Source organism: Nostoc spongiaeforme FACHB-130 (assembly GCF_014698475.1).
GTDB lineage: Bacteria > Cyanobacteriota > Cyanobacteriia > Cyanobacteriales > Nostocaceae > Nostoc_B > Nostoc_B spongiaeforme.
Genome location: NZ_JACJTB010000029.1, coordinates 59,823 through 86,696 on the forward strand (window position 1 = coordinate 59,823; position 26,874 = coordinate 86,696).

At 40.8% G+C, this 26,874-nt stretch carries 25 protein-coding genes, 1 rRNA gene and 1 pseudogene; 12 read left to right on the top strand and 15 right to left on the bottom strand.

Annotated features, from left to right (window positions below; translation table 11 throughout):
- Nucleotides 1–224 precede the first annotated feature (224 nt).
- Complete coding sequence (locus H6G74_RS19880) at nt 225–1,811, bottom strand: B12-binding domain-containing radical SAM protein (RefSeq protein WP_190969310.1); 1,587 nt, start codon at nt 1,809–1,811, stop codon at nt 225–227.
- Nucleotides 1,812–1,998: 187 nt separating this feature from the next.
- Here H6G74_RS19880 and H6G74_RS19885 point away from each other — a divergent pair, with 187 nt between their 5' ends.
- Nucleotides 1,999–2,607 (top strand): Uma2 family endonuclease, encoded by a 609-nt coding sequence (locus tag H6G74_RS19885; RefSeq protein WP_190969311.1) that lies wholly within the window; start codon nt 1,999–2,001, stop codon nt 2,605–2,607.
- A 15-nt stretch (nt 2,608–2,622) separates the two neighbouring features.
- On the opposite strand, the gene H6G74_RS19890 is transcribed toward H6G74_RS19885, so the two are convergent.
- The 7 genes from H6G74_RS19890 to hemE form a co-directional block, all read right to left on the bottom strand.
- The gene (locus tag H6G74_RS19890) at nt 2,623–3,045 is read right to left on the bottom strand and encodes a type II toxin-antitoxin system VapC family toxin (protein ID WP_190969312.1); all 423 of its coding nucleotides are present in this window, start codon (nt 3,043–3,045) and stop codon (nt 2,623–2,625) included.
- A 12-nt stretch (nt 3,046–3,057) separates the two neighbouring features.
- Nucleotides 3,058–3,417 carry a hypothetical protein gene (locus H6G74_RS19895; RefSeq protein ID WP_190969313.1) on the bottom strand — a complete coding sequence of 120 codons (360 nt, stop codon included), beginning with the start codon at nt 3,415–3,417 and terminating at the stop codon, nt 3,058–3,060.
- A 124-nt stretch (nt 3,418–3,541) separates the two neighbouring features.
- Nucleotides 3,542–4,498: an NAD-dependent epimerase/dehydratase family protein gene (locus H6G74_RS19900; RefSeq protein WP_190969314.1), complete on the bottom strand. Its 957-nt coding sequence runs from the start codon at nt 4,496–4,498 to the stop codon at nt 3,542–3,544.
- A 116-nt stretch (nt 4,499–4,614) separates the two neighbouring features.
- A complete protein-coding gene (locus H6G74_RS19905) occupies nt 4,615–5,175 on the bottom strand; it encodes a Uma2 family endonuclease (protein ID WP_190969315.1) in 561 nt (186 codons plus the stop codon).
- A 100-nt stretch (nt 5,176–5,275) separates the two neighbouring features.
- A complete protein-coding gene (locus tag H6G74_RS19910) occupies nt 5,276–5,500 on the bottom strand; it encodes a type II toxin-antitoxin system HicA family toxin (RefSeq protein ID WP_190969316.1) in 225 nt (74 codons plus the stop codon).
- A gap of 3 nt (nt 5,501–5,503) precedes the next feature.
- Complete coding sequence (locus tag H6G74_RS19915) at nt 5,504–5,713, bottom strand: type II toxin-antitoxin system HicB family antitoxin (RefSeq protein WP_190969317.1); 210 nt, start codon at nt 5,711–5,713, stop codon at nt 5,504–5,506.
- Between the two features lie 77 nt (nt 5,714–5,790).
- Nucleotides 5,791–6,852: a uroporphyrinogen decarboxylase gene (hemE, locus tag H6G74_RS19920; RefSeq protein WP_190969318.1), complete on the bottom strand. Its 1,062-nt coding sequence runs from the start codon at nt 6,850–6,852 to the stop codon at nt 5,791–5,793.
- Nucleotides 6,853–6,968: 116 nt separating this feature from the next.
- Between hemE and H6G74_RS19925 the strand changes: the two genes are divergently transcribed.
- The 5 genes and pseudogenes from H6G74_RS19925 (at nt 6,969) to H6G74_RS19945 (ending at nt 12,186) form a co-directional block, all read left to right on the top strand.
- Nucleotides 6,969–7,712, top strand: coding sequence for a hypothetical protein (locus tag H6G74_RS19925; protein ID WP_190969319.1), 744 nt, complete (start codon nt 6,969–6,971; stop codon nt 7,710–7,712).
- An 89-nt stretch (nt 7,713–7,801) separates the two neighbouring features.
- Nucleotides 7,802–8,029: pseudogene (locus H6G74_RS19930) on the top strand (Uma2 family endonuclease); the annotation flags it as partial.
- 5 nt (nt 8,030–8,034) lie between these two features.
- Complete coding sequence (locus tag H6G74_RS19935; RefSeq protein WP_190969320.1) at nt 8,035–8,913, top strand: aspartoacylase; 879 nt, start codon at nt 8,035–8,037, stop codon at nt 8,911–8,913.
- A gap of 622 nt (nt 8,914–9,535) precedes the next feature.
- On the top strand, nt 9,536–10,936 hold the full coding sequence (locus tag H6G74_RS19940) for a glycosyltransferase family 4 protein (protein WP_190969321.1): 1,401 nt from the start codon (nt 9,536–9,538) through the stop codon (nt 10,934–10,936).
- 14 nt (nt 10,937–10,950) lie between these two features.
- Complete coding sequence (locus tag H6G74_RS19945) at nt 10,951–12,186, top strand: class I SAM-dependent methyltransferase (protein WP_190969322.1); 1,236 nt, start codon at nt 10,951–10,953, stop codon at nt 12,184–12,186.
- 425 nt (nt 12,187–12,611) lie between these two features.
- Here the strand turns inward: H6G74_RS19945 and H6G74_RS19950 are convergent, their stop codons facing one another.
- From H6G74_RS19950 to H6G74_RS19975, 6 genes are all read right to left on the bottom strand, one after another.
- Nucleotides 12,612–13,469: a hypothetical protein gene (locus H6G74_RS19950; protein ID WP_190969323.1), complete on the bottom strand. Its 858-nt coding sequence runs from the start codon at nt 13,467–13,469 to the stop codon at nt 12,612–12,614.
- A gap of 223 nt (nt 13,470–13,692) precedes the next feature.
- Nucleotides 13,693–15,018, bottom strand: coding sequence for a CO2 hydration protein (locus H6G74_RS19955; protein WP_190969324.1), 1,326 nt, complete (start codon nt 15,016–15,018; stop codon nt 13,693–13,695).
- A gap of 27 nt (nt 15,019–15,045) precedes the next feature.
- Entirely contained in the window at nt 15,046–15,642 is a 597-nt protein-coding gene (locus H6G74_RS19960; protein ID WP_190969325.1) for a CDP-alcohol phosphatidyltransferase family protein, read from the bottom strand.
- 211 nt (nt 15,643–15,853) lie between these two features.
- Nucleotides 15,854–17,356, bottom strand: a complete 1,503-nt coding sequence (locus H6G74_RS19965; RefSeq protein ID WP_190969326.1) for an NADH-quinone oxidoreductase subunit M — start codon at nt 17,354–17,356, stop codon at nt 15,854–15,856.
- A 43-nt stretch (nt 17,357–17,399) separates the two neighbouring features.
- Nucleotides 17,400–19,259, bottom strand: a complete 1,860-nt coding sequence (locus tag H6G74_RS19970; RefSeq protein WP_190969327.1) for an NAD(P)H-quinone oxidoreductase subunit F — start codon at nt 19,257–19,259, stop codon at nt 17,400–17,402.
- Nucleotides 19,260–19,622: 363 nt separating this feature from the next.
- Nucleotides 19,623–20,132 (bottom strand): GNAT family N-acetyltransferase, encoded by a 510-nt coding sequence (locus H6G74_RS19975; RefSeq protein WP_190969328.1) that lies wholly within the window; start codon nt 20,130–20,132, stop codon nt 19,623–19,625.
- A gap of 69 nt (nt 20,133–20,201) precedes the next feature.
- Between H6G74_RS19975 and H6G74_RS19980 the strand changes: the two genes are divergently transcribed.
- From H6G74_RS19980 to H6G74_RS20000, 5 genes are all read left to right on the top strand, one after another.
- Complete coding sequence (locus H6G74_RS19980; protein ID WP_190969329.1) at nt 20,202–21,353, top strand: FAD-dependent oxidoreductase; 1,152 nt, start codon at nt 20,202–20,204, stop codon at nt 21,351–21,353.
- 198 nt (nt 21,354–21,551) lie between these two features.
- Entirely contained in the window at nt 21,552–22,772 is a 1,221-nt protein-coding gene (locus H6G74_RS19985; RefSeq protein WP_190969330.1) for an ABC transporter substrate-binding protein, read from the top strand.
- A 7-nt stretch (nt 22,773–22,779) separates the two neighbouring features.
- Nucleotides 22,780–23,730 carry a branched-chain amino acid ABC transporter permease gene (locus H6G74_RS19990; protein ID WP_190969331.1) on the top strand — a complete coding sequence of 317 codons (951 nt, stop codon included), beginning with the start codon at nt 22,780–22,782 and terminating at the stop codon, nt 23,728–23,730.
- A gap of 23 nt (nt 23,731–23,753) precedes the next feature.
- Complete coding sequence (locus tag H6G74_RS19995; RefSeq protein WP_190969332.1) at nt 23,754–24,686, top strand: branched-chain amino acid ABC transporter permease; 933 nt, start codon at nt 23,754–23,756, stop codon at nt 24,684–24,686.
- Between the two features lie 13 nt (nt 24,687–24,699).
- Nucleotides 24,700–25,491, top strand: a complete 792-nt coding sequence (locus H6G74_RS20000; protein ID WP_190969333.1) for an ABC transporter ATP-binding protein — start codon at nt 24,700–24,702, stop codon at nt 25,489–25,491.
- Between the two features lie 94 nt (nt 25,492–25,585).
- Here the strand turns inward: H6G74_RS20000 and glyQ are convergent, their stop codons facing one another.
- Complete coding sequence (gene glyQ, locus H6G74_RS20005) at nt 25,586–26,464, bottom strand: glycine--tRNA ligase subunit alpha (RefSeq protein WP_190969334.1); 879 nt, start codon at nt 26,462–26,464, stop codon at nt 25,586–25,588.
- Between the two features lie 298 nt (nt 26,465–26,762).
- On the opposite strand from glyQ, the gene H6G74_RS20010 reads away from it, so the two are divergent.
- Nucleotides 26,763–26,874 (top strand): 16S ribosomal RNA (locus H6G74_RS20010); the annotation flags it as partial.

The following is a 26,874-nucleotide window of genomic DNA, read 5'->3' on the forward strand; positions in this document are numbered from 1 at the left end:
CAAGCGACTGAAGTCACGGCTACACAAACAAAACCCTTGATTTTACGTTAGTCCGCGCAGGCGGACTTTGTTTTTATAGCCGAGCCAGTGCGTTGGGGAGACAGCGCCGTGGGCGGGTTTCCCGACTTGAGGCGACTGTCGTCGGCTTTGCCGACTCCCTCACTGGCGTGCGAATTCCATTCGTCGGGGCTAGGTGCAAGATATGTGTATTCCCTATCTTTAATTTAACTAGCGATCGCCTCTGCTTTTTCTGCCACGGGGACATAAGGTTTTTCTGCGCCTTGTGCCAAATAAGCGGCTAACTGGCTTTCAATTTGGTCGCGGACAATTTGGCGATATTCTAAGAAATGCTCGTTGTGGGCACAAACAGCAAGGTAATGTGTAAATACATCAGGGTTACGCTTGATAATACTGAACAAATGATGCCAGAATTTCCACCGAGTTTCCCTGACAACTCCTTGTCGCCAAACTACAATTAACAGGGCTTTGAGTTCTACCCATGATGGCATTTTAAAAGGTGCTTTCCACTTAGGCGAACCCAACATTAAAAAACAGCGATAGGTGCGGTCTAAGTATTTTACAGGGTCGTATAAAGCACAAAAAGCCTCAACATATTCCCTGGCAAGTTCTTCTAAAGGACGAGTGGGGATAAAGTTCATCAACGTGGTTTGGTTGATGTTACTTTCTGTATTTTCCCGCAGTCTACCTTCTTTTTTCAGCCGATGCCACAGTGCGGTATTGGGTAGTGCTTGTAACATGGCGAAGGTGGTTGAGGGAATCCCGGCTTGTTCGGCAAAACGGACGATGCGATCGCCTGCGCCAGCTTTTTCGCCATCAAACCCGATAATAAACCCAGCCATTGGCCGCAACCCAGCTTTGATGATGGTTTGTACTGCATCTGTCAAAGAACTACGGGTATTTTGAAATTTCTTGGTGAGTTGTAAACTATCTTCGTCTGGGGTTTCAATCCCCAAAAACACCGCCGAAAATCCAGACTCAACCATCAATTCTAGTAATTCTTCGTCTTGGGCTAAATCTACAGAAGCTTCCGTATCAAATTTAAAGGGATATTGGTGTTCTTCCATCCAAACTTTTAACTCTTTCAGCAACAATTTCACATTCCGCTTGTTACCGATAAAGTTGTCATCTACCATGAACACGCCCCGCCGCCAACCCAATTCATAGAGATAATCCAACTCTGCTAATAATTGTTCTGGGGTTTTGGTGCGTGGTTTGCGTCCATAGAGAACAATAATGTCGCAAAATTCGCACTGGAAGGGACAACCGCGCGAAAATTGCACCGACATCATGTCATAAGCATCTAATTCTAATAAATCAAAGCGGGGTACGGGTGTGCTTGTGACATCGGGTTTTTCTGCGGTGCGGAAAGTTCCAGATTTTTCGCCTCGTTGAATTGCTTCCACAAACATCGGTAAGGTGATTTCCCCTTCATCTAAAATCAGGAAATCTGCACCCACATTTTGAACATCATGGGGTGTAGAAGTGGGGTAAGGGCCACCAACTGCAACTAACTTACCGCGTCGTTTTGCTTCTTGAATTTGTTCCAATAAATCTTGTTTCTGGACAATCATCGCCGAGAAAATGACGATATCTGCCCATTCCCATTCTGCTTCTGTTGCAGAGCGAATATTGCGATCAACCAGCTTAAATTCCCATTCTTGCGGAAGAATTGCCGCTACAGTCACTAAACCCAAAGGTGGTAGTAAAACTTTGCGATCAACTAAATCCAGAATCTTTTCATAAGACCAAAAGGTTTTAGGAAATATCGGATAAACTAATAAAACTCGCATGTAGTAGCAGACCTCACACTTTGATTGTTATCCCACTCTAGCGGAAATAATTACTTATTGACTTTATATTGGCTTTAGCTTACCGTTAAAGGTTTTGTCTGTGCAATTATTAACTAGAAAATATTATGTGTCTGATAATAAAAATATGATGCCTCTCGATGCTTGATGATGTAAGAAAGAGGTCAAGATGCTACAGATACCCGTTAACCCAGAAAACTTATTGATCGAGTTACTGAAAGCGATCGCATTATATGTCACCCAGGAACAGTTTACCGCTTTAGCCGCCGCTAACCGAAACCTGAGGCTAGAAAGAACTGCAAAAGGAGATTTAATCGTAAATCCGCCAACTGGTTGGGATAATGGGAAATGTAATGCAACCATTTCGGGAGAATTGTATTTATGGTGGCGGAATGCAGGTGAACCAGGTCAAGCTTTTGACTCTTCAACCGGTTTTGTCTTACCAAATGGTGCAATTCGTTCTCCTGATGCTTCTTGGGTAAGCCAAGAACGTTGGCAAGCCCTGACTCCCGAACAAAAAGGAACTTTTGCTAATATCTGCCCAGATTTTGTAGTAGAATTGCGCTCTAGTTCTGATACTCTCAAAACTCTGCAAGAAAAAATGCGGGAGTACATCGATAATGGTGCAAAACTCGGTTGGTTAATCGATCCACAGCAGCGACGGGTAGAAATTTATCGCCCAAGTTTGGCGGTGGAAGTGTTGGATAATCCGGCTGAGTTGTTGGGTGAAGAAGTTTTACCGGGTTTTGTGTTGAACTTGCGTCGGGTGTGGAATTGAGTCAGATCATCATGCTTACAGCGTCCAATCTGCAATCGCTAGTCTGGGTACTAGACTAAAATCTCGTTGGTTACGGGTAACAACGGTGGCATTAAGAGATAATGAGATCGCAGCTATTCGCATATCTTTTTGCAGGCGGTTTTTTCGCAGAGGGGGATTCTCTCTGAGCAGTTGTTTGAGACAGTCATCAGCCTGTTGTGTGAAATCCAGGATCTCAACTGTTTGAAGATATTTGACGGTTATCCAAAGTTTTGAGTAGAGTGCGGGGAGATTATGCACTGCTGACGGATCGTTAATTCTAACAATCCAGCCGTTGAACAGTTCTTGAACCGTAATTACAGTCACAGCAATTTGATGCAAAGAAGCATTAGCGATAACTTGAGGATGATTACAAAGAATTAGTGAAACATGATCCGTATCGAGAATATATCGAGACACACTAAGCTTCCTCTACAAGTAGTATGAGGAGTCAACTTCACTGTCATCATCTGAGGTTCGCTGCGATCGAATTTCATGTATAATTTCCTGAAAATCTTGATCGTTTTGAAAAACACCCGCAAATTGCATCCAGGTTGGTGCTGAAGCTTCTATTGGTAGCTTCCAGGAAATAGCTTCGATGTGGCTGAGTCGTTCTAAAAAGGTGGTTTGGAGTTGGGTGATTGCATCTTCTCGTGTTTGTGCTTCAACGCGAAAGTTGGGAAACTCAAAGATAGATGCAGCAAACTGACCATTTTTGAGGCTTTCTATTAAGAGTGTCACCTTCAGGTTAGCCGATGGCTGAGATTGCGTTACATTTAGATTGACGACCATGTTTGATAGACTTTAAGTGTCTTTCTCATTTTACTGTAGATGCTGTAACCGCTCACTGTAGGCGATCGCAGAAACCAAACCATTTCGAGAAATAGCTATACCTGAAAACACACCAGTTAGCAGTTTATTTTCTATTAGGAACACCGCTAATTTTCAACACATCACTCATGGTTGCACAATAATTTGGTAAGCCAAAACTTGCTGGGTTGACGGCATTTTTATAAGTAAAATGGCGATAATTCATGCAGAATCTATCCCAAGCAGCCATCTGAATACGGAACACGGCAATAATCAAATTAGCTAATGAAATAGATAGGGGAATGCGAAAGTAAATTTTTTTGCCTAGATAAGCGCAGGTTTCTTCTATTGCTTGATTGGCGGTGAGTCTTTCTTGACCTAAAACTAATTTGCGTTGTTCCTTTGTTTTTGGTGGATTTTCAATTAAATATTCCACGACGGTAGCAATATCTTGTCCGTGGATAAAGTGAAAACTGCCATCGGCTTGTAAAAAGCGAATTAAATTAATATATTTTGTAACTTCGGGAATGCCAGAGGTGAGGTGAGAATAAGGTTTGTTGGCATCACCACCTAAAACTAAAGTGGGAAAAACTGTGGTAATTTTCGGTGCGATCGCTAGTTTTTCTTTTTCATGCAAGCATTGATATTTAGAACCGATATAATCTGTCCCAATTTCGCCTGCTTCTTTTAGAGGTTGGTTTTTGTTATCTAACACACTAGCAGTCGAAAAATAAATTACCTGTTCACAACGTTCAGGGTCTAATAAACGGAATAGTTCTAGTGTTTTGTTGACATTAATATCGTAAGTATTTTCTCCGCCCCAGGCTGTTGCTGTTAATACTGCAACATCAATAGTTGATAACAAATCTGCAAAGTGTTTAATTTCTTGCATATCGCCTTGCAAGACGGTAATACCTGAACGGTATTGCGTATTAACTTGCAGTTTATTGGGGTTTCTAACTAATAAAAATAGCTCGTGATTTGTATTTTGAATTAATGCTTCTGAGATGTAATGACCAATGCAGCCACTTGCACCTGTAATTAAAATTCTTTTCTGACTCATAGTAAATTTTTTAAAGTTTAAGAGTTCACAATAAAATTAAAGGTTCCACAGGAAAGATTAATTTTCGCGCATAGACGCGGTAGCGGCTTCCCGCAGGGTAGGCGCAAAGTTTTTATTCAAAATACACCTTCATAAACATCAGTTACATAACCAGAAAAGTTTATGCTTGTAAACTGTAATTCTTGATTGATTCGATAACTATAAAGTTCCCATCTACCTGCTGCATTACGTCTAAAACAATCCATTCTTTGGCGATTTTGGCTGATTAATACATATTCTTGCAATGTTTCTATTTCTTGATAGTCACTAAATTTATCACCTCTATCGAAAGCTTCTGTTGAAGGTGATAAAACTTCAATAATTAAACTGGGATAGCGTTTAAAATATTCAAACTCTGTATCTCTTGGGTCACAAGTCACCATAATATCTGGATAATAAAAAACATTCAGCGATTCAATGTGTGCTTTCATGTCAGCTACATAAAGACGACACCCAGTTCCGCGAATGTGATTTCTCAGCAGAGCGACTAAGTTAGCAGTAATAGTTACATGAGCGTCACTTGCTCCCACCATTGCATAAATCTGCCCTTGGATATATTCATGTTTAATGGGGCTAGATTTTTCATTTTCGAGATATTCTTCTGGTGAAAGGTAGGGGTGAGATTGGCTGACGGTCATACAAGTAAATTGTTATATATTTTCACAATTACTACCAGCACGACATATAAACTCTTTAGTGATCGCTGTAAAAATTTTCATAAGATATTGTTTTTATAGCTTATTGTGCATCTAACATTTCCTCAATTGTCAAATTAATATCAATGGCGATTTGTCTTAGTAATCTTGGTGAGATGTCTTTACCTTTGTGAAATGGAACTGTTGTACCTCGTCCATCCGAATGACGGAATTGTTTGTGTGAACCCTTCTGACGCACCTCAACAAAGCCGAAATTTTCCAGAATCCTAACAACTTCTTGAGGTTTGAGAACGGGGATATTGCTCATGATTCATCGAATTACAATTTGCTGTGTACCGACAAACTCGGTATCAAAAGCTAAATTTTCATCTTCCAGTAGCATTTCAATGACTTCGCGTAAATTTTCGTTTAACTCATCTAATGTTTCACCTTGAGAATGCGCTCCATGAAAACCAGGAACGTACCCAACATATAGATTTGTGTCAGGATCTCGTTCGATTATCGCAGTAAAAGTTCTCATAAAAAATAGATGTGTCAGCAATGCAATTATTATGTCTTTGTGGTTCAAAAATTGTCACCACAAAGACACAAAGGTAATTAACTTACCAGTGCTGCTGTACTGAGTTGCTTGGCTGTTTCAAAGAAGAAAGCGACGTTTTCTTCTGGGGTATCTGGTAGGACACCATGACCGAGGTTGAGGATATGACCCCAATTACCAGCTTTGCGAACGGTATCATAAATGCGATCGCGGATGAACTCTTTGGAAGCATAGAGTACACCAGGGTCAAGATTACCTTGTACTTTAACGTGCTTGCCTAATCGAGCGCGAGCATCAGCCATGTCTACAGTCCAGTCAACGGTGACGATATCCGCACCAGATTGAGCCATTCTTTCTAGTACACCTGCACTACCACTAACCAAGAGAATTAATGGTGTGTCGGGGTGGGTTTGTTTGACTTGCTGGAATACCCGTCGTTGATAAGGCAGAGCAAAGGTATCGTAATCTTGAGGGCTTAATTGTCCCGCCCAAGAATCGAACATTTGCACTACTTGAGCGCCGCAGTCAATTTGATAACGGGCATAAACAGCGATCGCATCTGCCAATTTTGTCAGCAGTTGGTGTAGAATTGCCGGGTCTGAGAAGGCCAAGTTTTTGATGATGGAATAGGTTTTAGAACCTTTTCCTTCGACTGCATAAGCAGCTAACGTCCACGGCGCACCGACAAAGCCTAATACTGTTGATTTGTCGCCCACTTCTTGGCGTAACGCCTGCAAGATGGTTTTAATAAACGGTAGAGCCGCCTCTGGATCTAAATCATGCAGGCTATCAATTTGTGCTTGAGTGCGAATGGGCGAATGAATGATTGGCCCTTTACCTTCCGCAATGTCCATATCAATGCCCAAACCAGGCAATGGAGTTACAATGTCGGAAAATAAAATCACTCCGTCCGGCTGGAAAGCTTTCCAAGGTTGCAGGGATACTTCAATCGCTACTTCGGGAATTTCGGAGCGATCGCGAAATGAAGGATACTTTTCCCTTAAGTCTCGGTACGCCTTCATATATCGTCCCGCTTGTCGCATCATCCATACTGGGGGACGATCTACTATTTCACCACGAGCAGCCCGCAGGAGATGAGGGGCCGTTGAGGAAACACCCATTTAACACTTCATCCTAAGTCACTTTGTTATGTCAATGTTTAGCTTATCATTCTGAGATTACGCTTTTTCAGAAGGCTTGCTTGAAAAGCCCAAGTCTTAGCTTTACTTAACTTAATATGCAAACCGATTCTAATAATCCAAATCCTTCTAATGTTGCAGCTACTAATAGCAATTCTCCATCAGGCAAATTATTTATACCCCCCAGCCAGCGACGCAAGTTTTGTGTATTGTTTACTTTTATGACAATTTTGGGTTGGGTAGTGGGTGGCGTTTTTAGTCTGGCTGTAGAAAGACTGCTCACACAAATTCTGACTGCATTTGGATCTATAGAAATGCAATCATGGGGTTATGGCATAAAATTACTCAGTAATGTTGTATTTGCTGTGGTTTTTGCTACCGACCAAGCATTAGTTATCCGTCGTTATCTTTCTGGTTGGCGATGGATAATTGCAACTACTATTGGTTGGTTAACTGCTGATTGTGTAGCGACTGCCTGGATTAATTATATTGCTTCAATTGCTAATTCTCTTAATGAAACTTTATCTCCTGAATTGGCAGTTATTTTTGGATTTTTATCAACACTTGCTTATATATTCTCAGGCATTTGGATGGGACTATTGCAATGGCTAGTTGTACGCCGTTACACAATCAAATCCTGGTGGTGGAATTTTGTACCATCAGTTGCTTTTTTGTTAATTAGTTTGCTGGTCTGGTTGCTATCATTAATGCAAAACTTCATACCAGAAGCGATATTGTATGGCAGTCAACAAGGATTCACAGCAACTATTCTAGGAATAGTACCAGCAATTGGTTTTTGTAGTTTAAAAAGACGCTTACCAAGGCAAACTCAGGCAAGTTAACCAGAAAAGTTTGAGTAGGAAATACATTTATGTTTTACTACAATCCGTTAGCATGTTTACCTTCATCAGCCGAATTACCAGATTCTGATGATAAAATTTGGATGCCAGAAGTTAGTTTAGGTATTGGCAAAGAATGCGGAACTTATCAAGGTATGACGCGAGAATGGTTGTATTGGTACGATGAAAATGGTAGGCGATATCCAACACCAGAAGAATTGGCTAATGCACGACAGCAGCAACTAGCAGAAATTCAAAACCAACTTCAAGAACTCTTCGCTAAATTACAACAAAAAGGTATCGACCCCAACAATTTATAAAAACTATGGGAAACATCAATTCAGTAGTCATTGCTACTGGTACGCATGGCAATGAATTTACAGGTATATATCTAGGGAAAAAATTTGAACAGTTTCCGCAACTGATTCAGCGTCATAGTTTTGATACTCGCGTTTTATTGAGTAACCCCAAAGCGTTTGCAGCAGCCAGACGCTATATTGATAAAGACTTAAATCGTTGCTTTGCAACAGCAGATTTACAAAATCCCCAACTTGCTAGTTATGAAGATATTTTGGCAAAAAATATCTATTATTTACTAGCAGAAGAAAGCAAAAATCAGCAACAAGTTATTATTGATTTGCATAGTTCAACTGCAAATATGCAGTTAACTATAATTTTGGGGAGTCAACACCCATTTATTTTACAATTAGCTGCCCATTTAAGTGAAATTAATCCTGATGTGAGAATTTGTTATTCTCAACCAACAAGAGATTCTAACTTTCTATGTTCAATATCAGAGTTGGGTTTTGCAATTGAAGTGGGGCCTGTGGCGCAGGGAGTTTTAAATGCTGAGTTATTTCAAAAAACTGAAGCGTTAATTTATCAAGTTTTAGACTATATCGAAAGTTATAATCAAGGTTTATTTCAACGGCAAAATCCTACACTGACATATTATCAATATACAGGAGTTATTGATTATCCTCGTAACGAAGCTGGCGAAATTATCGGCATGATTCACCCCCAACTCCAGTTTCGAGATTATCAACCGCTTAACCCTGGCGAATCGATATTTTTAACATTAGAAGGAAGTGCGATCGCCTATCAAGGCACATCTACAATTTACCCTATTTTTATTAATGAAGCTGCATATTACGAAAAGGGAATTGCGATGTGTTTGACCCAAAAGAAAACCATACAAATTTAACACGAATTTTCAGTCTCGCGCAAAAGCGCAAAGAGTTACAGAAAATTCACTTGTTTAGTAGGCATAATCTGATTTATGCAAGAGGTTTATTGATTAGTAGTGATATTTTGTATGTTTTAGCCTACATAACAACTGCCCAGAACTTATCTAAACGGTAATTATACGGTTCTTAGTGCGTCCGCCAAATCTACGAACATAACGAGAAACAAAGGTAACAATCCAGATTTGAGCATCTAGGTGACGAGCTTCCAGGCGATCGCACTAAAATTTGGGATTCTATATCCAGTAATATCTCAGAGAGATAATTATCTCCGTCACTTAAAATATACGAAATCAAGGTAAAATCGGCTTGATTATTTAAAAAAAACCAATAATTTTTGCCAGTCGTTCAATATCTAACGTTCGCTGTCACCGAAAGCAGATGACCTTTGAAATTAACCGACAGGCTAAGTATGTTTCGGTACGGCGTGGCACATCAATTTTGTTAGACACCAGTACTCATACTAAATTTGGATGAAGTTGCATAGAATGATAAAGCTAAAATTGTTCCCTCACCAGCCTTATAACCTTTTAAAGATTCATACAGCTTTATCAGAATTTGGGATAAATTTTAAACATCAGTATGTGGGATTCTACCGATCAGTTGGTTCGTCAATCTTCCTTAGAGCCACTCAATGTTTTGATTGATGGCTACAATTTACAAATGCCCGGTGGTACTGGCATTAAAACCTACACCATCAGCCTAATTCAGGCTTTGCAATATTTAGGGTTGAAAAGTCTTGTACTCACAGGTTTACCAGATAGCAATGACCCCGTGTTATCAGAAGTACTGTTAGCTGATGAACGCGCCCGCCAGGAAATGGATTTGCGCCAATATCTTACACTTGGCGGCTATGGACAAGCTGCACTAAAACTGCTGAAATATTTGGTTAAGCTTTGGTGTCAGCAACCCCACTCCCTTTCTCTCTCAGATCGTGTAGCTTTCAAGAACTCTCCGATGTCGGGGTTACTTCAGGCTGACCATATCCTCAATCTTGAGGGCTGCTATGAAACCTCTCGTCTACTCTATAGCTTATTTCGACAACAAACAACTATTCGCTGTCGTCAGCCCATTGACCTTTGGCATCGCACCTATCCAATCCTGCCATTGAAAGTACCTCTGCGTCGGCCTCACGCCAATGTAGTGACTATTTGTGATGTTATTCCCCTAAAATTGCCCTATCTTACCCGCGATCGCAAAAAAGACTACTATTACACCCTCAAAACAGTCTTGCAAGAACGACCAATGGTGACTACCATTTCTGAGCATTCCCGCCAAGATATTCTGGAGTTTTTCGATATTGATCCTGATCGCATTTGTGTTACCTATCTGCCAATTGCACCTACACCCCTCACTGATGAAAGCCATCTCTGTAAAGAGAAATATGTAGCTAACCCGTTGGAAAATCAACAGTTACTTTATTTTTTGCAGCGTTATCGCCTCAAACCCCAGGATTATCTGCTATTTGTGGGGACGATTGAACCTCGTAAAAACCTCAGCCTGCTGCTCAAAGCTTATTTAGCTTTAGATAGTGAGTTGCCACTTGTGATTGTGGGTAAACGAGGCTGGCGGGCTGAACAAGATTTGGATTCCCTGGAAAGTATGTTTGGTCGTTACTGGTATCAACGGGTAAAACTTTTAGATTTTTCAACTACCCATGAATTAACTTATTTGTATCAGGGGGCTTTTTGTCTAATCTTTCCATCTCTGTATGAAGGATTTGGTTTACCTCCCCTGGAAGCGATGAGTTGGGGGTGTCCAGTTATTAGTAGCGATCGCTCATCCCTACCAGAGGTTTGTGGCGACGCAGCTCTCTACTTCAATCCCTATGATGCTGCCGAGTTACAGACAAAGTTAACACAATTACTCAACGATTCATATCTGCGACATCAACTGATTCAGCGAGGCATTGCTAGAGCCAAACAGTTTAACTTGGACAACTTTAGTCAAAAGCTCTGGCACGCCTATACCCAGGTTCTTTAGTGGTGATTTGTCCTATGTCTTTCCCCGAACACGACTCTTATTGGATGGATACGGTTAACTTTATCCAGCAACACTATTGTCCAGAGGATTTTGTTCTTGCCCCTGAAATCTTCTGGGAAAAGTTTACCCGCCTTTACACCTATAAAATTACCCATTCCCAAAGGGCGATCGCGGCAGATTGCCATTGGGCTATTATCCACAAAGGCTTGTTAGCTGAAATTGAAGAATCCTATTTGCAAGCCCTTCTAAAGGAGTTTTCACCAGTTTTTGCCAATGCTGTTTTTGTGGTGTTTAGTCGTTCCGCAAATTTACCGACTTTACCTGACGATGATTTGCACTGGATGGCTTTCAAGAATTGGCTGCGCCAGAATAAACAATGGCCTCATCGATTCCAAAAACTCAAACATCGCCTCAAAGGCTATTTGCGCCGATGGTTTTCTCGTCAGCCACCCCAGCGCACTACAGGCATACCAGAAAAAATGGAGAAAATCGTAGATTTTAAGACCCTCACTGACGAGCAGATTCGTCAAGAGATGAATCAATTGTATCTGGAAGGTGGCTATGAATTTCCCACCTTCTATGATCAAGCTCGATCAACTGAGATTGATCAATATACTCTGGAGATGCTGCCAGCGACCGCAGGCCGCAAGATTTTGGATATTGGCTGTGGTATTGGACGTGGGGCTTCGTTGATTAAAGACTGTGAACTTATGGTTGGGATTGATTTATCGGATGTGGCAATTGAGCAAGCCCAACGGCTGTACGCGAATCAGTCTAACTGCCAATTTCTACAAATGAATGCGCTGCAACTTGATTTTCCCGATCACAATTTTGATATGGTACTCAGCCTTGAAATGATAGAACATGTTTCTAACGCTCAACAATATCTGCGGGAGGCACTGCGAGTTTTAAAGCCTGGTGGCTGTTTTCTTTTCAATGTGGCAAACCAAGATAGTTTGCATCTGCGAATCACTCGCGCTCTGGGTTATCCTGCATTTAAAACCAATTACCAACATTTTCAGGAATTTTCTCTGGCAGAGATTGAAGCGATGTTGTTAGAGGCTGGTGGCAAGATTCAAGCAATCCGGGGTTCTTTCCTAATTCCTTACTGGGGAGTACCCGGTGTTAGTGAGGCAATTCGACATCTCACTGATAACCAGCCAGAGATGGTCAATATTCTACAAACTTTGGGGCATCAAGTCTCACCTGAATATGCCTACACCTTTTTTGTCGCCTGCACCAAAGTTTAGCCGTATGCCAGAACTAGTTTTTGATATGATGAACTGACCAAACTCAGTTGGCATGGTTTTGCGATCATGATTTGAGCATCTGGGTGACGAGCTTCGAGGCGATTGCAGGTAGCTATTTCACTTGCGTCAAATTCAGAACTTATAACTAGGACTTATACTGTTTCACTTTAAATTTGATACAAATAGACCGCAGGGGAGCAGGAGGTAAGGGGAAAGAATAAAAAACATTTTTTTCGTGAAATGGTATTACGCACTGTACAAAATAACTATCTTGTGTATTAACGTAAATACGTTGTTTCAGGCTTTTGTCAATCACACTAGATTGGTTGTGATCGCCAAAATATGGTTGAAAAATCTAGCTAGAAGCCTCGAAAACTATACCTGTTATTTTGGATTCTCTGTCAATGCATAAGTCCTAATAACTATCATTTGTTGCTATCGTTTTCATTAATTTCAGGTGAGTCTGAATACTCACCTGGAGCTAAAAGTGTCTCCTGTGTAGACTCAAAAACACGCTCTGCTGCTGAACCATTATCATTAATACCTATCTCTAGTCGGAAACCAATAAAATCTTCTTCTCTTCCTTGAACGATTAAACTTAAACTCCCATGAGATGTTTCACCCCTTTCAAGGACTGAGGATAACCCCCCTTTGAAGGCAGAAATTTCCTTTCCATCCCTAGTCAATACTTTTGCGTCTGGTGTCCATTTTTCTTCGATAATATAAGCTTTCGATAAAACCTCCTCCCATTTTTTTAAGTTATCTAGCTCAATTAAGCTAGGAATCTCAATGACTCGACGGTTGTATTCCTCCTTCTTCCGAAAGAAGACGCGAATACTAGCTGTAGTGATTTCAATTTGTCTTGAACTTTTGTTAGTGAAATAAGGCGTATAAATAACACGGAAACGTTTTTGTGATTTTGGATTTGTCTGTGTGATTTCTTCAATATTTATTTTCTGTATCGATGACAAAGGTATTGCATTCATCTGCTCAATCTCTAACTTGGATTTTTGCAAGGAAAGCTCTGAGATTTGAGATGCAACTTGCTTATCACGCTCTTCAAAACGCGTGAATATGAATACTGTCCATACACCAGCACAAACTAGGGCTAACATCTGAAATATGTTTAGCCAATCGGAGACGGATAACTTACTCTTTGCTGTTTGAGCATTTAGGTTCTGCTGTTGAGTTTTGCATAATGTACCTGTTTCTGCAATCTCAGGCTGAATTGGCTGTTCAGATGGCAACAAGTTATCTGCATCAACTGGTTTCTGATTTTCCACAGTCTCTCCATATTCAACAACGATTAGAAGTCTAGTATAGGTTTTGTAGCCAAACAGATAGCTCTAAAAGTATGACTCCGTCCAGCGACGAGAAGCAACCTAACTATTTACTAACACTAATCTACATTGTCTAGAGCTTTACTAATTGGGAACTAATAGTTGTATCTGCCTTCAATTCAAATCAACTTGTGTTCACTTATTAGTAAAGCTCATCGCTGTTTAATTAACGATAATCTGGGGTTTGAATATTCCGCAGACGGGCAGCATCACGCATACCATAATCAGCGCGAGTAAAGCGATTTAATTGTTGTTCAAAAAACTCACGATTGGCTTGCAAATGTTTAGGATTAGGGTCATCTAAGGGATATAAAAGTGCAGTTCTCAAGGCTTGAATTACCGCAGAAGTAACGTTATACATTGAGCGTTGGAAACTAATACCCAACTGAATCAACATATCGTCTTCACCACGGCAATGTTGTTTGTAATAATCAACAAGATATTGTGGTAAGAAGTGCAACATATCTTGCATTAATAATGTTGGTGGAATACCAGCAGTACCTACAGGAAATACATCGGCGTAGAGAATGCCGTAGTGGAAATCTTTTTGGTCATCTGGGACTTGTCCGGCTTGAGCGTTGTAAGACTTTGTACCTCTAAAGGGGGCGGTACGGTAGAATACAGCTTCTACGTAGGGTAATGCAGCTTCGTATAGCCAGGTGAAGCCTTTTGATTTGGGGATAATTTCGTAGCATTCGCCACGGATATAAACATGATGGTAAATGGGACGACCTGCGATCGCAAATATGCCATTCACCAAAAAGTTCATCGCATCAGGTACGCCTTTAAACCCGCCTTCGTCGTAGATGTCGGACATTTCAAAGAATACCGGGGCCATGACTTCCCAGAACAAGCCGAGGTTAGAGTAGTATGACATCTGGCGGCACTGTTCCAAAAACATATCGGGAAACAGTTTGTACAGTCCCAGCATTACGGGGTTGCCTTGGAAGTAGGCTTTAATTGCCCTGTCGGCGTTGGCTTTGTATTCTTCGGAGTCGAGATACACATCAAATTGATTGACTGGCGCATACATGTGTCTATGCCAAAGCATTGCCCGCATACAAGCTTCCGCAAATTCCATGTTGATGCGATCGTGGAATAAGTGATGCAAGAACTTGGGCATTTTGACAGTTTCACCCTTTTCCATAAATGCCAAAAGTTCAGGATGGGCTGTTGCTTCACCGCGCCAAATTCTTAAATCAGCAGTATCGCCAGCGTAATGATTATGCAGGTCTAAATACTCTTTGGGTAAGAAGTATTTAAAAAAGGCAAATGGCTCTAAAAATACCCGTTCAGCTATATATAATAAGTCACGCCAGTAAAAATCCATCGGTACAGCGTAAGCTTTATAAATACCAATAATTTGCATTAAGTTTTCTGGCGTGTCTGGCAACATTGAACCGCCAGCTTCTAAACGATGAATTACTTCAGCAAATTCATGGCGAGAAAGTGGAAGTTTAGTTGTCACAGATTTTTCTGGAGTTTGTACCATGTTAGTTCCTAGATATTAAATGTATTTTTAGACAGTAGAAATATCGGTTGTTTGTAATTGCTGACGTATTTTTAAAGCATGAAAAATACTCAAAACATCATGCGTCCAAACTGGCAATATTAATGTCATGGCAATTTCTTCGATGCTGTAAATAGTTCCGGCAATACAAGTTAGCCATAAAGCTATGCCAGCGTAGTTAAATCCAAACAATGCCACAATGGCAATAAATAATGTAATTCCCCAAAACTTGGCTGAGTAAGTGTGATAGCTGGCGGGTTTGCCATATTTAATTAAGTTCACTATCCACCACACAATTTGAGCAACAATCACCATCAATAAAGGAAGGCGATAAGCTATCAAAATATCTCGGTATCCCAGCCAAGCACTTAAAAAGATACAACTAAAAAGGCAGGTATCAGCCCAGCTATCAGCTTGTCGCAATTTGGCATTGCTAACACCAAGTCGCCGGGCAATAATGCCATCAAAAATGTCGGAAAGAAAAGCAGCAGTAAAACCCACTAAAAACCAAATACTCGTATCACCATCCCAAGCATCCCACAGGAGGAAGGGTGCTATTAAAAAGCGGAACATTACAAGGCCACTGGGAATTAAGGTGAGATTCATATTTTCTCCTGTATGTTTGATGAAGTAGTATTCAAGAGTCAGAGTTTAGAATCACTATCATAACTTCCCAAAAATTAAGATAAACGAACCGCAAAGAGCGCAAAGGACACGAAGAAGAAAAAAGAGTTTTAGAGAGTTCTTGAGTCAGTTCTAATTCTATGCAGTTGATGGAGGAAGTAGAGAGATAATTCTGAATTCTGAATTCTTTCCATTACTTCAACGCAACCTGAGAAACTACGGTTTTTTCCGCAGGAGTAATTGCTGCTACCATTGCTGTGGTTGTGGTCTCACTCCAACGCACTAACCAAGTAGGTTGGACTCCTAAAAAGATGATGAGGACTGCCAAAATTAAGGCTGGTACTTTCTCAGACCACAACACTTTAGGATAGTAGGCTAAATCATTGTCGAGTCTGCCAAAACAGGTGCGGTTCAGCAGGATGACGAAGTACACCGCCGTTAAACCACTGGCGACAACACATAATATTGTCGGAATGGGGAAGACAGAGAAACTGCCCTGAAAGACGATAAATTCGGCGATAAATCCTGTTAAACCGGGAATACCAGCACTAGCCATGCCACTTAATACGAGTAAGGCACTAATTAAAGGTATGCCACGAATTGGACTCATTAAACCGTTGAGTTTATCTAACTCGCGTGTGCCGGCTTTAACTTCCACGACTCCTACCAAATGGAAGAGAATGGCAAGGATGATGCCGTGGCTAAACATTTGGGACACTGCACCAACTAGGGCGAGGGAGGTACTAGCGGCGCTGGCTAGTAATACATAGCCCATGTGACCGATAGAACTGTATGCGACCATCCGCTTGATATCTTTTTGAGCGATCGCAACTACTGCCCCATATATCGCGCTAATTGCCCCCCAAATTGCCAAGGTTGGGGCAACAATACTCCAAGCGTTGGGGAACATCCCCATCCCAAACCGCAATAAACCGTAGGTTCCCAGTTTTGCTAACACACCACCTAACAAAATGGCGATGGGTGCGGAAGCTTCCACATAAGCATCAGGTAGCCAAGTGTGGAAGGGGACTAGAGGAATTTTGATGCCAAAACCAAGGATGATTCCTGCTAGTAACAGCAGTTGCAGTCCAGCAGAGAGGGTTTGAGTAGAAACAGCATCAAAAGCAAAGCTGGTGGAACCTGTTAGCCACACCATACCTAAGAAGGTGGCTAAAATTAATGCGCCGGAAACAGCAGTGTAAATTAAAAATTTAATTCCAGCGTAAGCCCGTTTTTCACCGCCCCAAATCGAAATTAATAAATAGAAGGGGATTAATTCTAATTCGTAGAACAGGAAAAACAACAGTAAATTTTCCGCGAGAAATGCCCCAGCAACACCGCCACTTACTAACAAAATCATTGAGTAAAATAAGCGGGGGCGTTCTGTATCTTTGCTGCTGCTGTAAATAGCAATCCAAGTCAGGAGGCTATTCAAAATCAACATTAATATTGATAGCCCATCCACCCCTAATTGATAACTTAAACCAAGGGTTTCATTCCAAGGTAAATATTCTTGAAACTGCATTCCTGGAGTAGTTAAATCAAATTTTAAGAGGATGAACAAATTCCACAGCAGGATTAAACCGGATAATGTGAGGGATACCAAGCGCAAGCGATTTGGTTGGATGGCATTGTTAGGCCAAAACCCAATAATTACGGAAGCGATAATTGGTGCCCAAATTAAAACACTTAGCATGGAAGTTTTAACCGCAGATGAACGCAGATGAAATGATTATTGACTAAAACATCAACTCTAAAAACTGTACGCCCCAGTATGGCCATGTCACCCACGCACCTAAAAGACCAATGCCTAAGAGGACTGTGAAGGCGTAAGTTTGGGTTTGTCCAGAGGTGCTATATTTCAAGCCTTCGCCACCGAGGAGGGAGAACAACCCAACAAAGTTAACAATGCCATCTACTACGAAGCGGTCAACCATATCAGCAAATTTTGCCAGTTGGGCAACACTGAAAATGATGGTCATCCGGTAGATTTTTGGGGTGTAAAAGTCGTAAGCCAACAAGTCTTGCAAACCTTTCCAGGGTAAGCGGACTGGTTTGGGAATGTTGCCGAGGTAAATTACACCACCGACACTACAACCGAAAATACTCGACCAAATTAGTAGGAGTGCGACATCTTTGTTGAGGCTTGCCCAGTCGGGTAAGAGTGATAAGCTTTGCAACACTAAAGGTAGATGGAGGACAAATCCGAATAAAATCACCATTGGTAATACCATCGGCCAATGCACTTCAGGCGATCGCTCACTCATTTGCTTCGCTTTACCACCAAAAATCAAGCCAAATTCTCTAGCTAAACTAACGGCTGTCAATGCGTTAACTGCTATAACTATCCCAACTAGCCAAGGCTGAGTTTCCCATAACCCATCAGCTAATTCCATCAATGCCCAAAAGCTACCAAGGGGTGGGAACCCAATTAATCCTAATGTGCCAATAATAAACGCTAAACCAGAGATAGGACGGCGTGACCATAATCCGCCTAGTTGAGTCACATCTTGGCTGATGCTGTTCCAAATAATACCCCCAGTACTCATCACTAACAAGGCAGCAGATAAAGCGTGAGTCAGAACTAGTAACAGTGCAGCATCATCTTGCTGTGTGCCTACAGCGATGAACACTAAGCCCATGTATGCACTCACAGAATAAGATTGGCAGCGTTTCACGTCAATTTGGGCGATCGCAATTAAGGATGCACCAATAGCTGTTACTGACCCAATCGCTACCATCACTGTAGAAACTAGGGGTGATAAAGTTAATACGGGTTGCAGTTTAATCAGTACCCATGCACCACTGGCTACAACTACCGAGTTCCGCAAAATTGTACTGGGAACAGGGCCTTCCATCGCCTCATCTAACCACAAGTGCAGGGGGAATTGGGCGCATTTACCCATCGGCCCGGCAATTAAGGCTAAACCCACTAAACTAATTACTGTCGGGTCAATTTCCGCAGTTTTCGCCCATACAGCCAGTTCGTTATAATCCCAGGTTCCCGCCAGCGGCCATAAACCTAAAACCCCAATCAGCAGAAACAAGTCTCCTACCCGTTTGGTTAAGAAAGCGTCTCTCGCACCTGTTACCACCAAAGGCTGGCTAAACCATAAGCCTACTAACAAGTAGGTTCCCAAAGTGAGGACTTCTAGGATTACATAACTAAAGAACAAGTTATTACATAAGGCTAGGGCGCATAATCCCGCTTCAAATAGTCCTAATAAAGAATAGAAGCGTCCCCAACCCCAATCCATTTCCATGTAACCAATAGCATAAATTTGTGCTAACAAATTTAAACCAGTGATGACAACTAACGCGCCTACACTAATTGACGAAATTTCCACAGCAATGGTTAAGTCTAACCCTGCTGTTGATAGCCAATGAATAAATACTTCTTGGGGTGGATGATTCCAAGTTGCTTGTAAGGCGATCGCACTATGGACAAACGCCAAAAATGTCATTACTAAATTTACATAACCTGCTGGCCTTGGCCCAGTTTTGCGGATGATCCCCGGCGACCAAGGTACGGCTAAAAGCCCACCAATTAAGGCATATAAAGGAACAAGCCAAACAGTCTCTAGTAGAAACTGAGCCATGAAAATACCCCTAGATTTAAACAGAAATTAGTGTTTTGGGATCAAATCCCTTTGATCCCGCTACTCTGCACTATTCAAAAACGCAAGTTTATATTTGCTTAATTTTGTTAGATTAAGCTTACCGTTATCTGAGGCAAAAGGGAATTAGTTGATTAGATAAATCAGCGATAATTACTCTAATTAATTCTTATATATCTATGGATTGAATTAAACAATATCATCTATCGATTAATATCTATGGTTTTTCCATAGAGAAATAAATATAGTAATCATTATTCATCTCTTGGGATCAGTCTGTTCTAGGTATGAAGACACAAAGTAACTAGTGAATAAGTCTTTCACCTATTTTTCATACTTCAGACTTCACACTTCAGACTTCTTTTCCCCAATTCGCAGACCCATAATAATTAAATCTCGTTCTATTTGATCTAGTTCGGCTACTTGCGGTAAATATCCCCAAAGTTGAAAACCTAATGTTTCAAAAAGTTTCAGGCTGGGGTGATTATGGGCAAAAATAAAACCTAAGAGTGTTTTTAACCCTAAATTGGGGCTTTCCGCAATTGCGAGGCTTAATAGTCGTCGTCCCAAACCGCAATGATGAAAAGCTGGGGCAATATAAATACTAATTTCAGCAGTAGCTTGATAAGCTGGACGACCATAAAATGATTGGAAACTCAGCCACCCAGCAATTTTACCTTCTTGTTCAATTACCCACAAAGGACGATAATTAGGCGATCGCCCATGAAACCAAGTGCGGCGACTTTCCACAGATACAGGTTCTAAATCAGCAGTAGCGAGACGGCTAGGAATCGCCGCATTATAAATAGCTACGATCGCAGGTAAATCAGCTTCAGTCGCATGGCGGATAGTCATCGCTACCGTGTCAGAAAGGATATTGTAGAAAATATTCAAAAATCATACAGTGTTCATCAATAGAATTCTATGCCTGATTTAGTGCTAATTGGTGGTGGTCATAGTCATGCGATCGCACTCAAAATGTTTGGGATGAAACCACTACCAGGAGTAAGTTTAACTTTAATCACGCCAGCATCAGACACACCTTATTCGGGAATGCTGCCCGGACACATTGCTGGATTATATAGTTACAATGAGTGCCACATTAATTTGTCAAGATTAGCTGACTTTGCCCATACACATTTATATATAGATCAAGCCATCGGTTTAGATTTAGAAAATCGTCAAGTAATTTGCGCTAACCGTCCGCCGGTAAATTTTGATGTACTGTCTATTGATATTGGCAGCACTCCAGCGACAATCTCTGTACCAGGTGCAGCCGAATATGCTATTGCAGCTAAACCAGTAGCCAAACTCCTAAACTGTTGGTATAAACTACTGCAAAGCGTTCACGAAAATCCTCAGCAGCAACTCAAAATAGCCATTGTGGGCGGTGGTGTGGGTGGCATAGAATTAGCACTCGCAATGCAAGCACATATACAACAAATTTTGATTGCGAACCAACAACCAATTCAAAATCTGGAAGTTCATTTATTTCATCGCCATCAGAAAATTTTGCCGCATAATCATCACTCAGTGCAGCGTCAGGTAAAACAAGTTTTAACTCGTCGAGGTATTAAGCTGCATCTAGGCGAGTCCGTTTCTCAGATTACACAGATAAATCAAGAATTATTAGCAGTCAAATCTGAATCGGGGCTAGTGGTAGAGTGTGACAAAGTTTTTTGGGTAACACAAGCCGCAGCAGCAGACTGGTTAAAAACTACCGGACTCGGAACTGATGAACAAGGCTTTATTTTAGTCGACGACACCTTGCAATCTCAAACCCATCCGCAGGTATTTGCTGCTGGTGATATTGCCACAATGGTAAATCATCCCCGTCCCAAAGCTGGTGTATTTGCAGTGCGTCAAGGTAAGCCGTTATTTGAAAACTTGCAACGAATAATTTTAGGCAAACCACTCAAACCTTACATCCCACAGCAACAATATTTAAGTTTAATTGGGACAGGCGACAAAAGAGCGATCGCTACCAAAGGCGCATTCACCTTACCGCCCCACTCTTTAATATGGTGCTGGAAAGATTGGATTGACTGCCGCTTTATGCAAAGTTTGAGTGTGTAAGCACAACACACAGTAAGATATTATGAACTATGACTTTCTCGTTGACCCCAACAGTTAGTAAAGTCATCTGCTTTTTATATCTGCATTCTTAAAAAAATGTATTGATCAACACTTTGACTAGTTACATTTGCATGGTCAAATAAAAATGATTTAATAACTAAGTTTTTGGCATTTCTCATCACTACATAAATATTTCTAATGAACACTGCCTTTATTCGTACCACAGCATTACTACCAATTTTCGCTTTATTTTTCACTGCCTGTAGTAGCTCTAGCGTTAGCACAAATCCGGCAAATAATAACAATGCAACTCCACAAACATCAACAGTTATTCCTATAGGGATTGCTGTAGCCCAAACCAGTAATGTTGCTTTACTTGGTCAAGAACAAGTTGCTGGCGCTAAAATTGCCGAGAAATATTTTAATGATCAAGGTGGGATTAATGGCACACCCATTAAATTAGTCTTTCAAGATACTGCTGGTGATGAAGCTGGTACAATTAACGCCTTTCAAGCATTAATTAATAAAGACAAAGTTGTGGGAATTGTCGGGCCGACTTTATCACAACAAGCCTTTAGTGCTAACCCCATTGCTGAACGAGCTAAAATACCTGTACTTGGCCCCTCAAATACAGCTAAAGGTATACCAGAAATTGGTGATTACATTGCCCGTGTTTCAGCACCAGTTTCTGTAGTGGCACCAAATTCAATTAAAGCTGCACTCAAGCTAAATCCTAACATTAAAAAAGTCGCTGTTTTCTTCGCGCAAAATGACGCATTTAGCAAATCAGAAACCGAAATTTTTCAGCAAACTGTCAAAGAACAAAATTTAGAATTAGTTACAGTCCAAAAGTTCCAAACTAGCGATACAGATTTTCAAAGTCAAGCCACCAATGCAATTAATCTGAAACCAGATTTGGTAATTATTTCTGGGTTAGCTGCCGATGGTGGTAACTTAGTCAGACAACTGCGAGAATTAGGTTATAAAGGCTTAATTGTTGGTGGTAATGGTCTAAATACATCCAACATTTTCCCAGTCTGTAAGGCACTTTGCGATGGTGTGCTAATTGCTCAAGCATACAGCCCAGAACATCCTGGTGAAATCAATACTGCATTTCGTCAAGCTTATGTAGATCAATTTAAAAAAGAACCACCACAATTTAGCGCCCAAGCATTTGCCGCAGTTCAAGTATATGTAGAAGCTCTAAAATCTTTAGATCAAAAGAGTAAAGTTAACAAGTTAGAATTACCATCCTTACGAACAGAATTGAACAAACAACTACTAAATGGTAAATACAATACACCACTAGGTGAAATTGGTTTTACACCCGTAGGAGAAGTAGTACAAAAAGATTTTTACGTAGCGCAAATCAAAATGGAACCTGATGGTAGTAAAGGCAAGTTTACATTCTTGAAATAGTAGCTAAATGGATATTAGTCTGTTTTTTCAGCAATTGTTAAATGGGTTATCTATCGGCAGTGTCTACGCGATTTTTGCTTTAGGATATACCCTAGTGTATTCGATTTTAGGCATCATTAATTTAGCGCATGGTGCAATTTTTACCCTTGGTGCATATTTCACTTATGCACTCATGGGTGGAACTTTTGGGTTTAACGGCTTGCTGGCAAATTTGACGCTACCTGTACAATTACCATTTGCCATATCCTTAATTATTGGCAGTAGCCTAGCCGGATTGGTGGGAGTTGCAATGGAACGTATTGCTTTCTTACCTTTACGCCGTCAAGGATCTGACCCTTTACTAACGGTTGTTTCTAGTTTAGGTGTTGCAGTAGTAATTGTTAACTTAATTCAGTATTTAGTAGGTGCAGAAAGTTATACATATCCCGCTAATACTTTTGGTAATTTACCACCTGCAATTAACTTCGGCACTGTCGAAAAACCAATTCCCATTCGCAGTGTGCAGATATTAATTTTTGTGGTGTCAATGGTAATTGTGGCAATTCTTACCTATTTTATCAATCGAACTAAATATGGTAAGGCTATGCAAGCGATCGCCGAAGATGCAACTACAGCTAGTTTACTAGGAATTAACAGCGATCGCTTTATCGTTTTGACATTTTTCATTAGTAGTTTCTTAGCAGGATTAGCCGGAACATTAGTAGCTTCCAGCGTGAGTATTGCAGGCCCCTACTTTGGGATCGCCTTTGGTTTGCGGGGGTTAGCCGTGATAGTCTTAGGTGGTTTGGGTAGTATTCCTGGTGCAGTTTTAGGAGGATTACTTATTGGGTTAGTAGAAGCTTTTGTTCCATCTGAATACTCTGGTTACAAAGATGCTGTAGCATTTGGAATATTGTTTATCATGCTATTAGTTAGACCTCAAGGTTTACTTGGTCGGCGGTTCGTTCAGAAAGTCTAATAAATTCTGCATTCTGACAATTTATGACTGAATTTTTTTCAACTTATGGTTCACTAATTGTCTCCATGGTGCTAGGAGCATTATTAGGACTTTCTTTGTACCTACCTTTAATGACTGGACAATTATCTTTAGCTAGTCCAGGATTTTATGCTTTAGGTGGATATATTGCAGCGATTTTATCCACAAAAGTATTTACATCTAGTAGTAATTTATTTCCCCTACATTTACTTTTATTGGAAATGTTAATCGCTGGTTTGGTATCTGGTATACTAGGTTTATTGGTGGGTATTCCAGCATTAAGGCTAAGAGGCATTTATCTAGCGATCGCTACCATTGCTTTTGTTGAAGTTCTGCGAGTTATTTCCTTAAATTTAGAAATTACAGGTGGTGCTGTCGGGATTTTTGGTATACCCCAACCCTTCCAGACACAAATCGAATACCTCTGGATTGCGTTACCATTGCTCTTCATTAGTATGGTCTTGTTTTATCGGTTAGAACGAGTCAGAGTTGGTAGAGCATTTACAGCCATCCGCGAAGATGAATTAGCCGCAGGTGCAATGGGAATTAACCCGACTTATTACAAAGTCTTAGCCTTTACTTTAGGGGCAATTTTAGCTGGTATTGTAGGTGCCATTAGCGCCCATTTTCTCAACACCTGGAATGCGAGACAAGGCACTTTTGATGCTAGTATTATTTACCTAACTTTTGTCTTAATTGGTGGTTCCAGAACTTTTTTAGGTTCAGTTGTAGGTGGTATGGTATTCACAGCCTTACCAGAAGTTTTACGCGGTATCGCCGACTCAGGTATTTTTCCTAATTGGTTAGGTTGGTTAGCCCAATTTCTCCGAGATGGTAGATTAATTATTTTTGGTTTACTTATAGTCATAGGTACTATCTTTTTTCCTCAAGGTTTAGTCACACCCGATATTTTTAAAATGGGTAAAGTCAGAAAATAATGCAAATCTAAATATGTCTGAAATTAATGCCTCAGATAAAAGTAAATTTATATTAGAAGCCAACTCACTCACACGCCGCTTTGGTGGTTTAATTGCAGTGAATAATGTATCTTTTAAAGTTAGACAACATGAAATTTTTGGCTTAATTGGCCCTAATGGTGCAGGTAAAACAACTTTATTTAATTTAATTACAGCCCTAATTCCGCCTTCTGAAGGTGGATTGATTTATCAAGGTCAAGAAATTTCTCAACTGCGATCGCATCAAATTGCAGCTTTAGGTATTGCGAGAACCTTTCAGAATATTCGCTTATTTGGCGAATTATCAGCCTTAGAAAATGTCATTATTGCTCGGCATTTGCATACTAAAAGTAATATGATTACAGGAGTTTTGGGACTACCACCCGCTCCTACTGAAGAAAATCAAAGTAAACAAAAAGCTTTAGAATTATTAGAACTAGTAGGGTTGAGCGATCACACAGCAGAAAAAGCTAAAAATTTTGCTTACGGGGATCAACGTCGCTTAGAAATTGCTCGTGCTTTAGCTTTAGAACCACAAATCTTACTTTTAGACGAACCCGCAGCCGGGATGAACCCTAGTGAAAAGCAGCAACTGAGCGAATTTATCCGCAGTATCCGCGATCGCTTCAACCTAACTATCATTCTGATTGAACACCACGTACCATTAGTCATGGGTTTGTGCGATCGGATTGCTGTTTTAGATTTTGGTCAATTAATTGCTTTAGGTGAACCCTCTGTAGTCAGAAATAACCCAGCTGTTATTGAGGCTTATCTGGGAAATGAATAACATTAGTTGGTATAGCCACCCAACTCAGTTACTTGAATTGAGGTGACTAAAGTTGCCAAAAACTAAATATATATAGTTTTGCAGATGGAACAACTCACACTGCTGTTTTTTTCAACAAAGGATAACCCAGCTTTTCTCGCTGTTCTACATATAGTTGTGCGACTTTTCGCGCCAAATGACGAATCCTCGCAATATAGCGAGTTCTTTCTGTTACAGAAATTACTCCTCTCGCATCCAGCAAATTGAAAGTATGCGAACACTTCATCACATAATCCAAGCTTGGTACGACTAACCCACGCTCTGTTAACTGATTAGCTTCCTGCTCATACAAATTAAACAGTGTTAGTAGCATCTCAGGGTTCGATGCTTCAAAGTTGTAAGTACTCTGCTCAATCTCATTTTGCAAGAAAACATCCCCATAAGTAATGTCATCTGTCCATTGAAGCTTGACAATTGCTTCCACTTGCTGGAGATACATTGCTAACCGCTCTAATCCATAAGTAATTTCAATCGATACAGGCCGACAGTCAATACCACCACATTGTTGGAAGTAGGTAAATTGAGTAATTTCCATTCCATCCAACCAGACTTCCCAGCCAGTTCCCCAAGCACCTACCGTTGCATCTTCCCAATTATCTTCCACAAACCGAACATCATGGTCTTCAGGACGAATACCCAAAGCCCTCAAAGAATCAAGATAAATCTCTTGAATGTTATCTGGTGAAGGCTTAATTAAAACTTGGTACTGATAATAATGTTGGAAGCGGTTAGGGTTTTCGCCGTAACGGCCATCTGTAGGGCGGCGACATGGTTCAACATAAGCCACAGCCCAAGGTTCTGGCCCCAACGCCCTTAAAAATGTATGTGGATTCTTAGTACCAGCCCCCTTCTCAATATCATAAGGCTGGGCAATTAAACAACCGCGATCGCCCCAAAATTGATGCAGTGTGGCTATTACTGACTGAAAATTCACGCTCTACCTTTCCTTAACTCTGCACATTGCATTCACTATTGTGGACTAGAAAGCTGATGAATAGAGAGTTCAAAGCAGAGAGAAAAAATATTTTTTCCAAAAGAGGTTGACAGTGAGGGGAAGGTTAGATATATTGGATAAGTGCCTGAGAGAGGGGGCGCTGCAAAGCGAAGCTCGCTCGAAGGAAACCGAACCATGAAAAGATTATAGTTTGAAAGCAATAATAACACAAGTAGCCTGCGTCAAGTAAATAAAATAACCAGGCTAAGGTTAAAAAAGAGTAGCCAAGAAAGGAATCAAAACGGAGAGTTTGATCCTGGCTCAGGATGAACGCTGGCGGTATGCTTAACACATGCAAGTCGAACGGAATCTTAGGATTTAGTGGCGGACGGGTGAGTAACGCGTGAGAA

What these genes read in the sequence shown, in the direction of transcription:
- H6G74_RS19880 (WP_190969310.1), bottom strand. Translation starts at nt 1,811, where the DNA reads ATGCGAGTTTTATTAGTTTATCCGATATTTCCTAAAACCTTTTGGTCT.
- H6G74_RS19885 (WP_190969311.1), top strand. Translation starts at nt 1,999, where the DNA reads ATGCTACAGATACCCGTTAACCCAGAAAACTTATTGATCGAGTTACTG.
- H6G74_RS19895 (WP_190969313.1), bottom strand. Translation starts at nt 3,417, where the DNA reads ATGGTCGTCAATCTAAATGTAACGCAATCTCAGCCATCGGCTAACCTG.
- H6G74_RS19900 (WP_190969314.1), bottom strand. Translation starts at nt 4,498, where the DNA reads ATGAGTCAGAAAAGAATTTTAATTACAGGTGCAAGTGGCTGCATTGGT.
- H6G74_RS19905 (WP_190969315.1), bottom strand. Translation starts at nt 5,175, where the DNA reads ATGACCGTCAGCCAATCTCACCCCTACCTTTCACCAGAAGAATATCTC.
- H6G74_RS19910 (WP_190969316.1), bottom strand. Translation starts at nt 5,500, where the DNA reads ATGAGCAATATCCCCGTTCTCAAACCTCAAGAAGTTGTTAGGATTCTG.
- H6G74_RS19915 (WP_190969317.1), bottom strand. Translation starts at nt 5,713, where the DNA reads ATGAGAACTTTTACTGCGATAATCGAACGAGATCCTGACACAAATCTA.
- hemE (WP_190969318.1), bottom strand. Translation starts at nt 6,852, where the DNA reads ATGGGTGTTTCCTCAACGGCCCCTCATCTCCTGCGGGCTGCTCGTGGT.
- H6G74_RS19925 (WP_190969319.1), top strand. Translation starts at nt 6,969, where the DNA reads ATGCAAACCGATTCTAATAATCCAAATCCTTCTAATGTTGCAGCTACT.
- H6G74_RS19935 (WP_190969320.1), top strand. Translation starts at nt 8,035, where the DNA reads ATGGGAAACATCAATTCAGTAGTCATTGCTACTGGTACGCATGGCAAT.
- H6G74_RS19940 (WP_190969321.1), top strand. Translation starts at nt 9,536, where the DNA reads ATGTGGGATTCTACCGATCAGTTGGTTCGTCAATCTTCCTTAGAGCCA.
- H6G74_RS19945 (WP_190969322.1), top strand. Translation starts at nt 10,951, where the DNA reads ATGTCTTTCCCCGAACACGACTCTTATTGGATGGATACGGTTAACTTT.
- H6G74_RS19955 (WP_190969324.1), bottom strand. Translation starts at nt 15,018, where the DNA reads ATGGTACAAACTCCAGAAAAATCTGTGACAACTAAACTTCCACTTTCT.
- H6G74_RS19960 (WP_190969325.1), bottom strand. Translation starts at nt 15,642, where the DNA reads ATGAATCTCACCTTAATTCCCAGTGGCCTTGTAATGTTCCGCTTTTTA.
- H6G74_RS19965 (WP_190969326.1), bottom strand. Translation starts at nt 17,356, where the DNA reads ATGCTAAGTGTTTTAATTTGGGCACCAATTATCGCTTCCGTAATTATT.
- H6G74_RS19970 (WP_190969327.1), bottom strand. Translation starts at nt 19,259, where the DNA reads ATGGCTCAGTTTCTACTAGAGACTGTTTGGCTTGTTCCTTTATATGCC.
- H6G74_RS19975 (WP_190969328.1), bottom strand. Translation starts at nt 20,132, where the DNA reads ATGACTATCCGCCATGCGACTGAAGCTGATTTACCTGCGATCGTAGCT.
- H6G74_RS19980 (WP_190969329.1), top strand. Translation starts at nt 20,202, where the DNA reads ATGCCTGATTTAGTGCTAATTGGTGGTGGTCATAGTCATGCGATCGCA.
- H6G74_RS19985 (WP_190969330.1), top strand. Translation starts at nt 21,552, where the DNA reads ATGAACACTGCCTTTATTCGTACCACAGCATTACTACCAATTTTCGCT.
- H6G74_RS19990 (WP_190969331.1), top strand. Translation starts at nt 22,780, where the DNA reads ATGGATATTAGTCTGTTTTTTCAGCAATTGTTAAATGGGTTATCTATC.
- H6G74_RS19995 (WP_190969332.1), top strand. Translation starts at nt 23,754, where the DNA reads ATGACTGAATTTTTTTCAACTTATGGTTCACTAATTGTCTCCATGGTG.
- H6G74_RS20000 (WP_190969333.1), top strand. Translation starts at nt 24,700, where the DNA reads ATGTCTGAAATTAATGCCTCAGATAAAAGTAAATTTATATTAGAAGCC.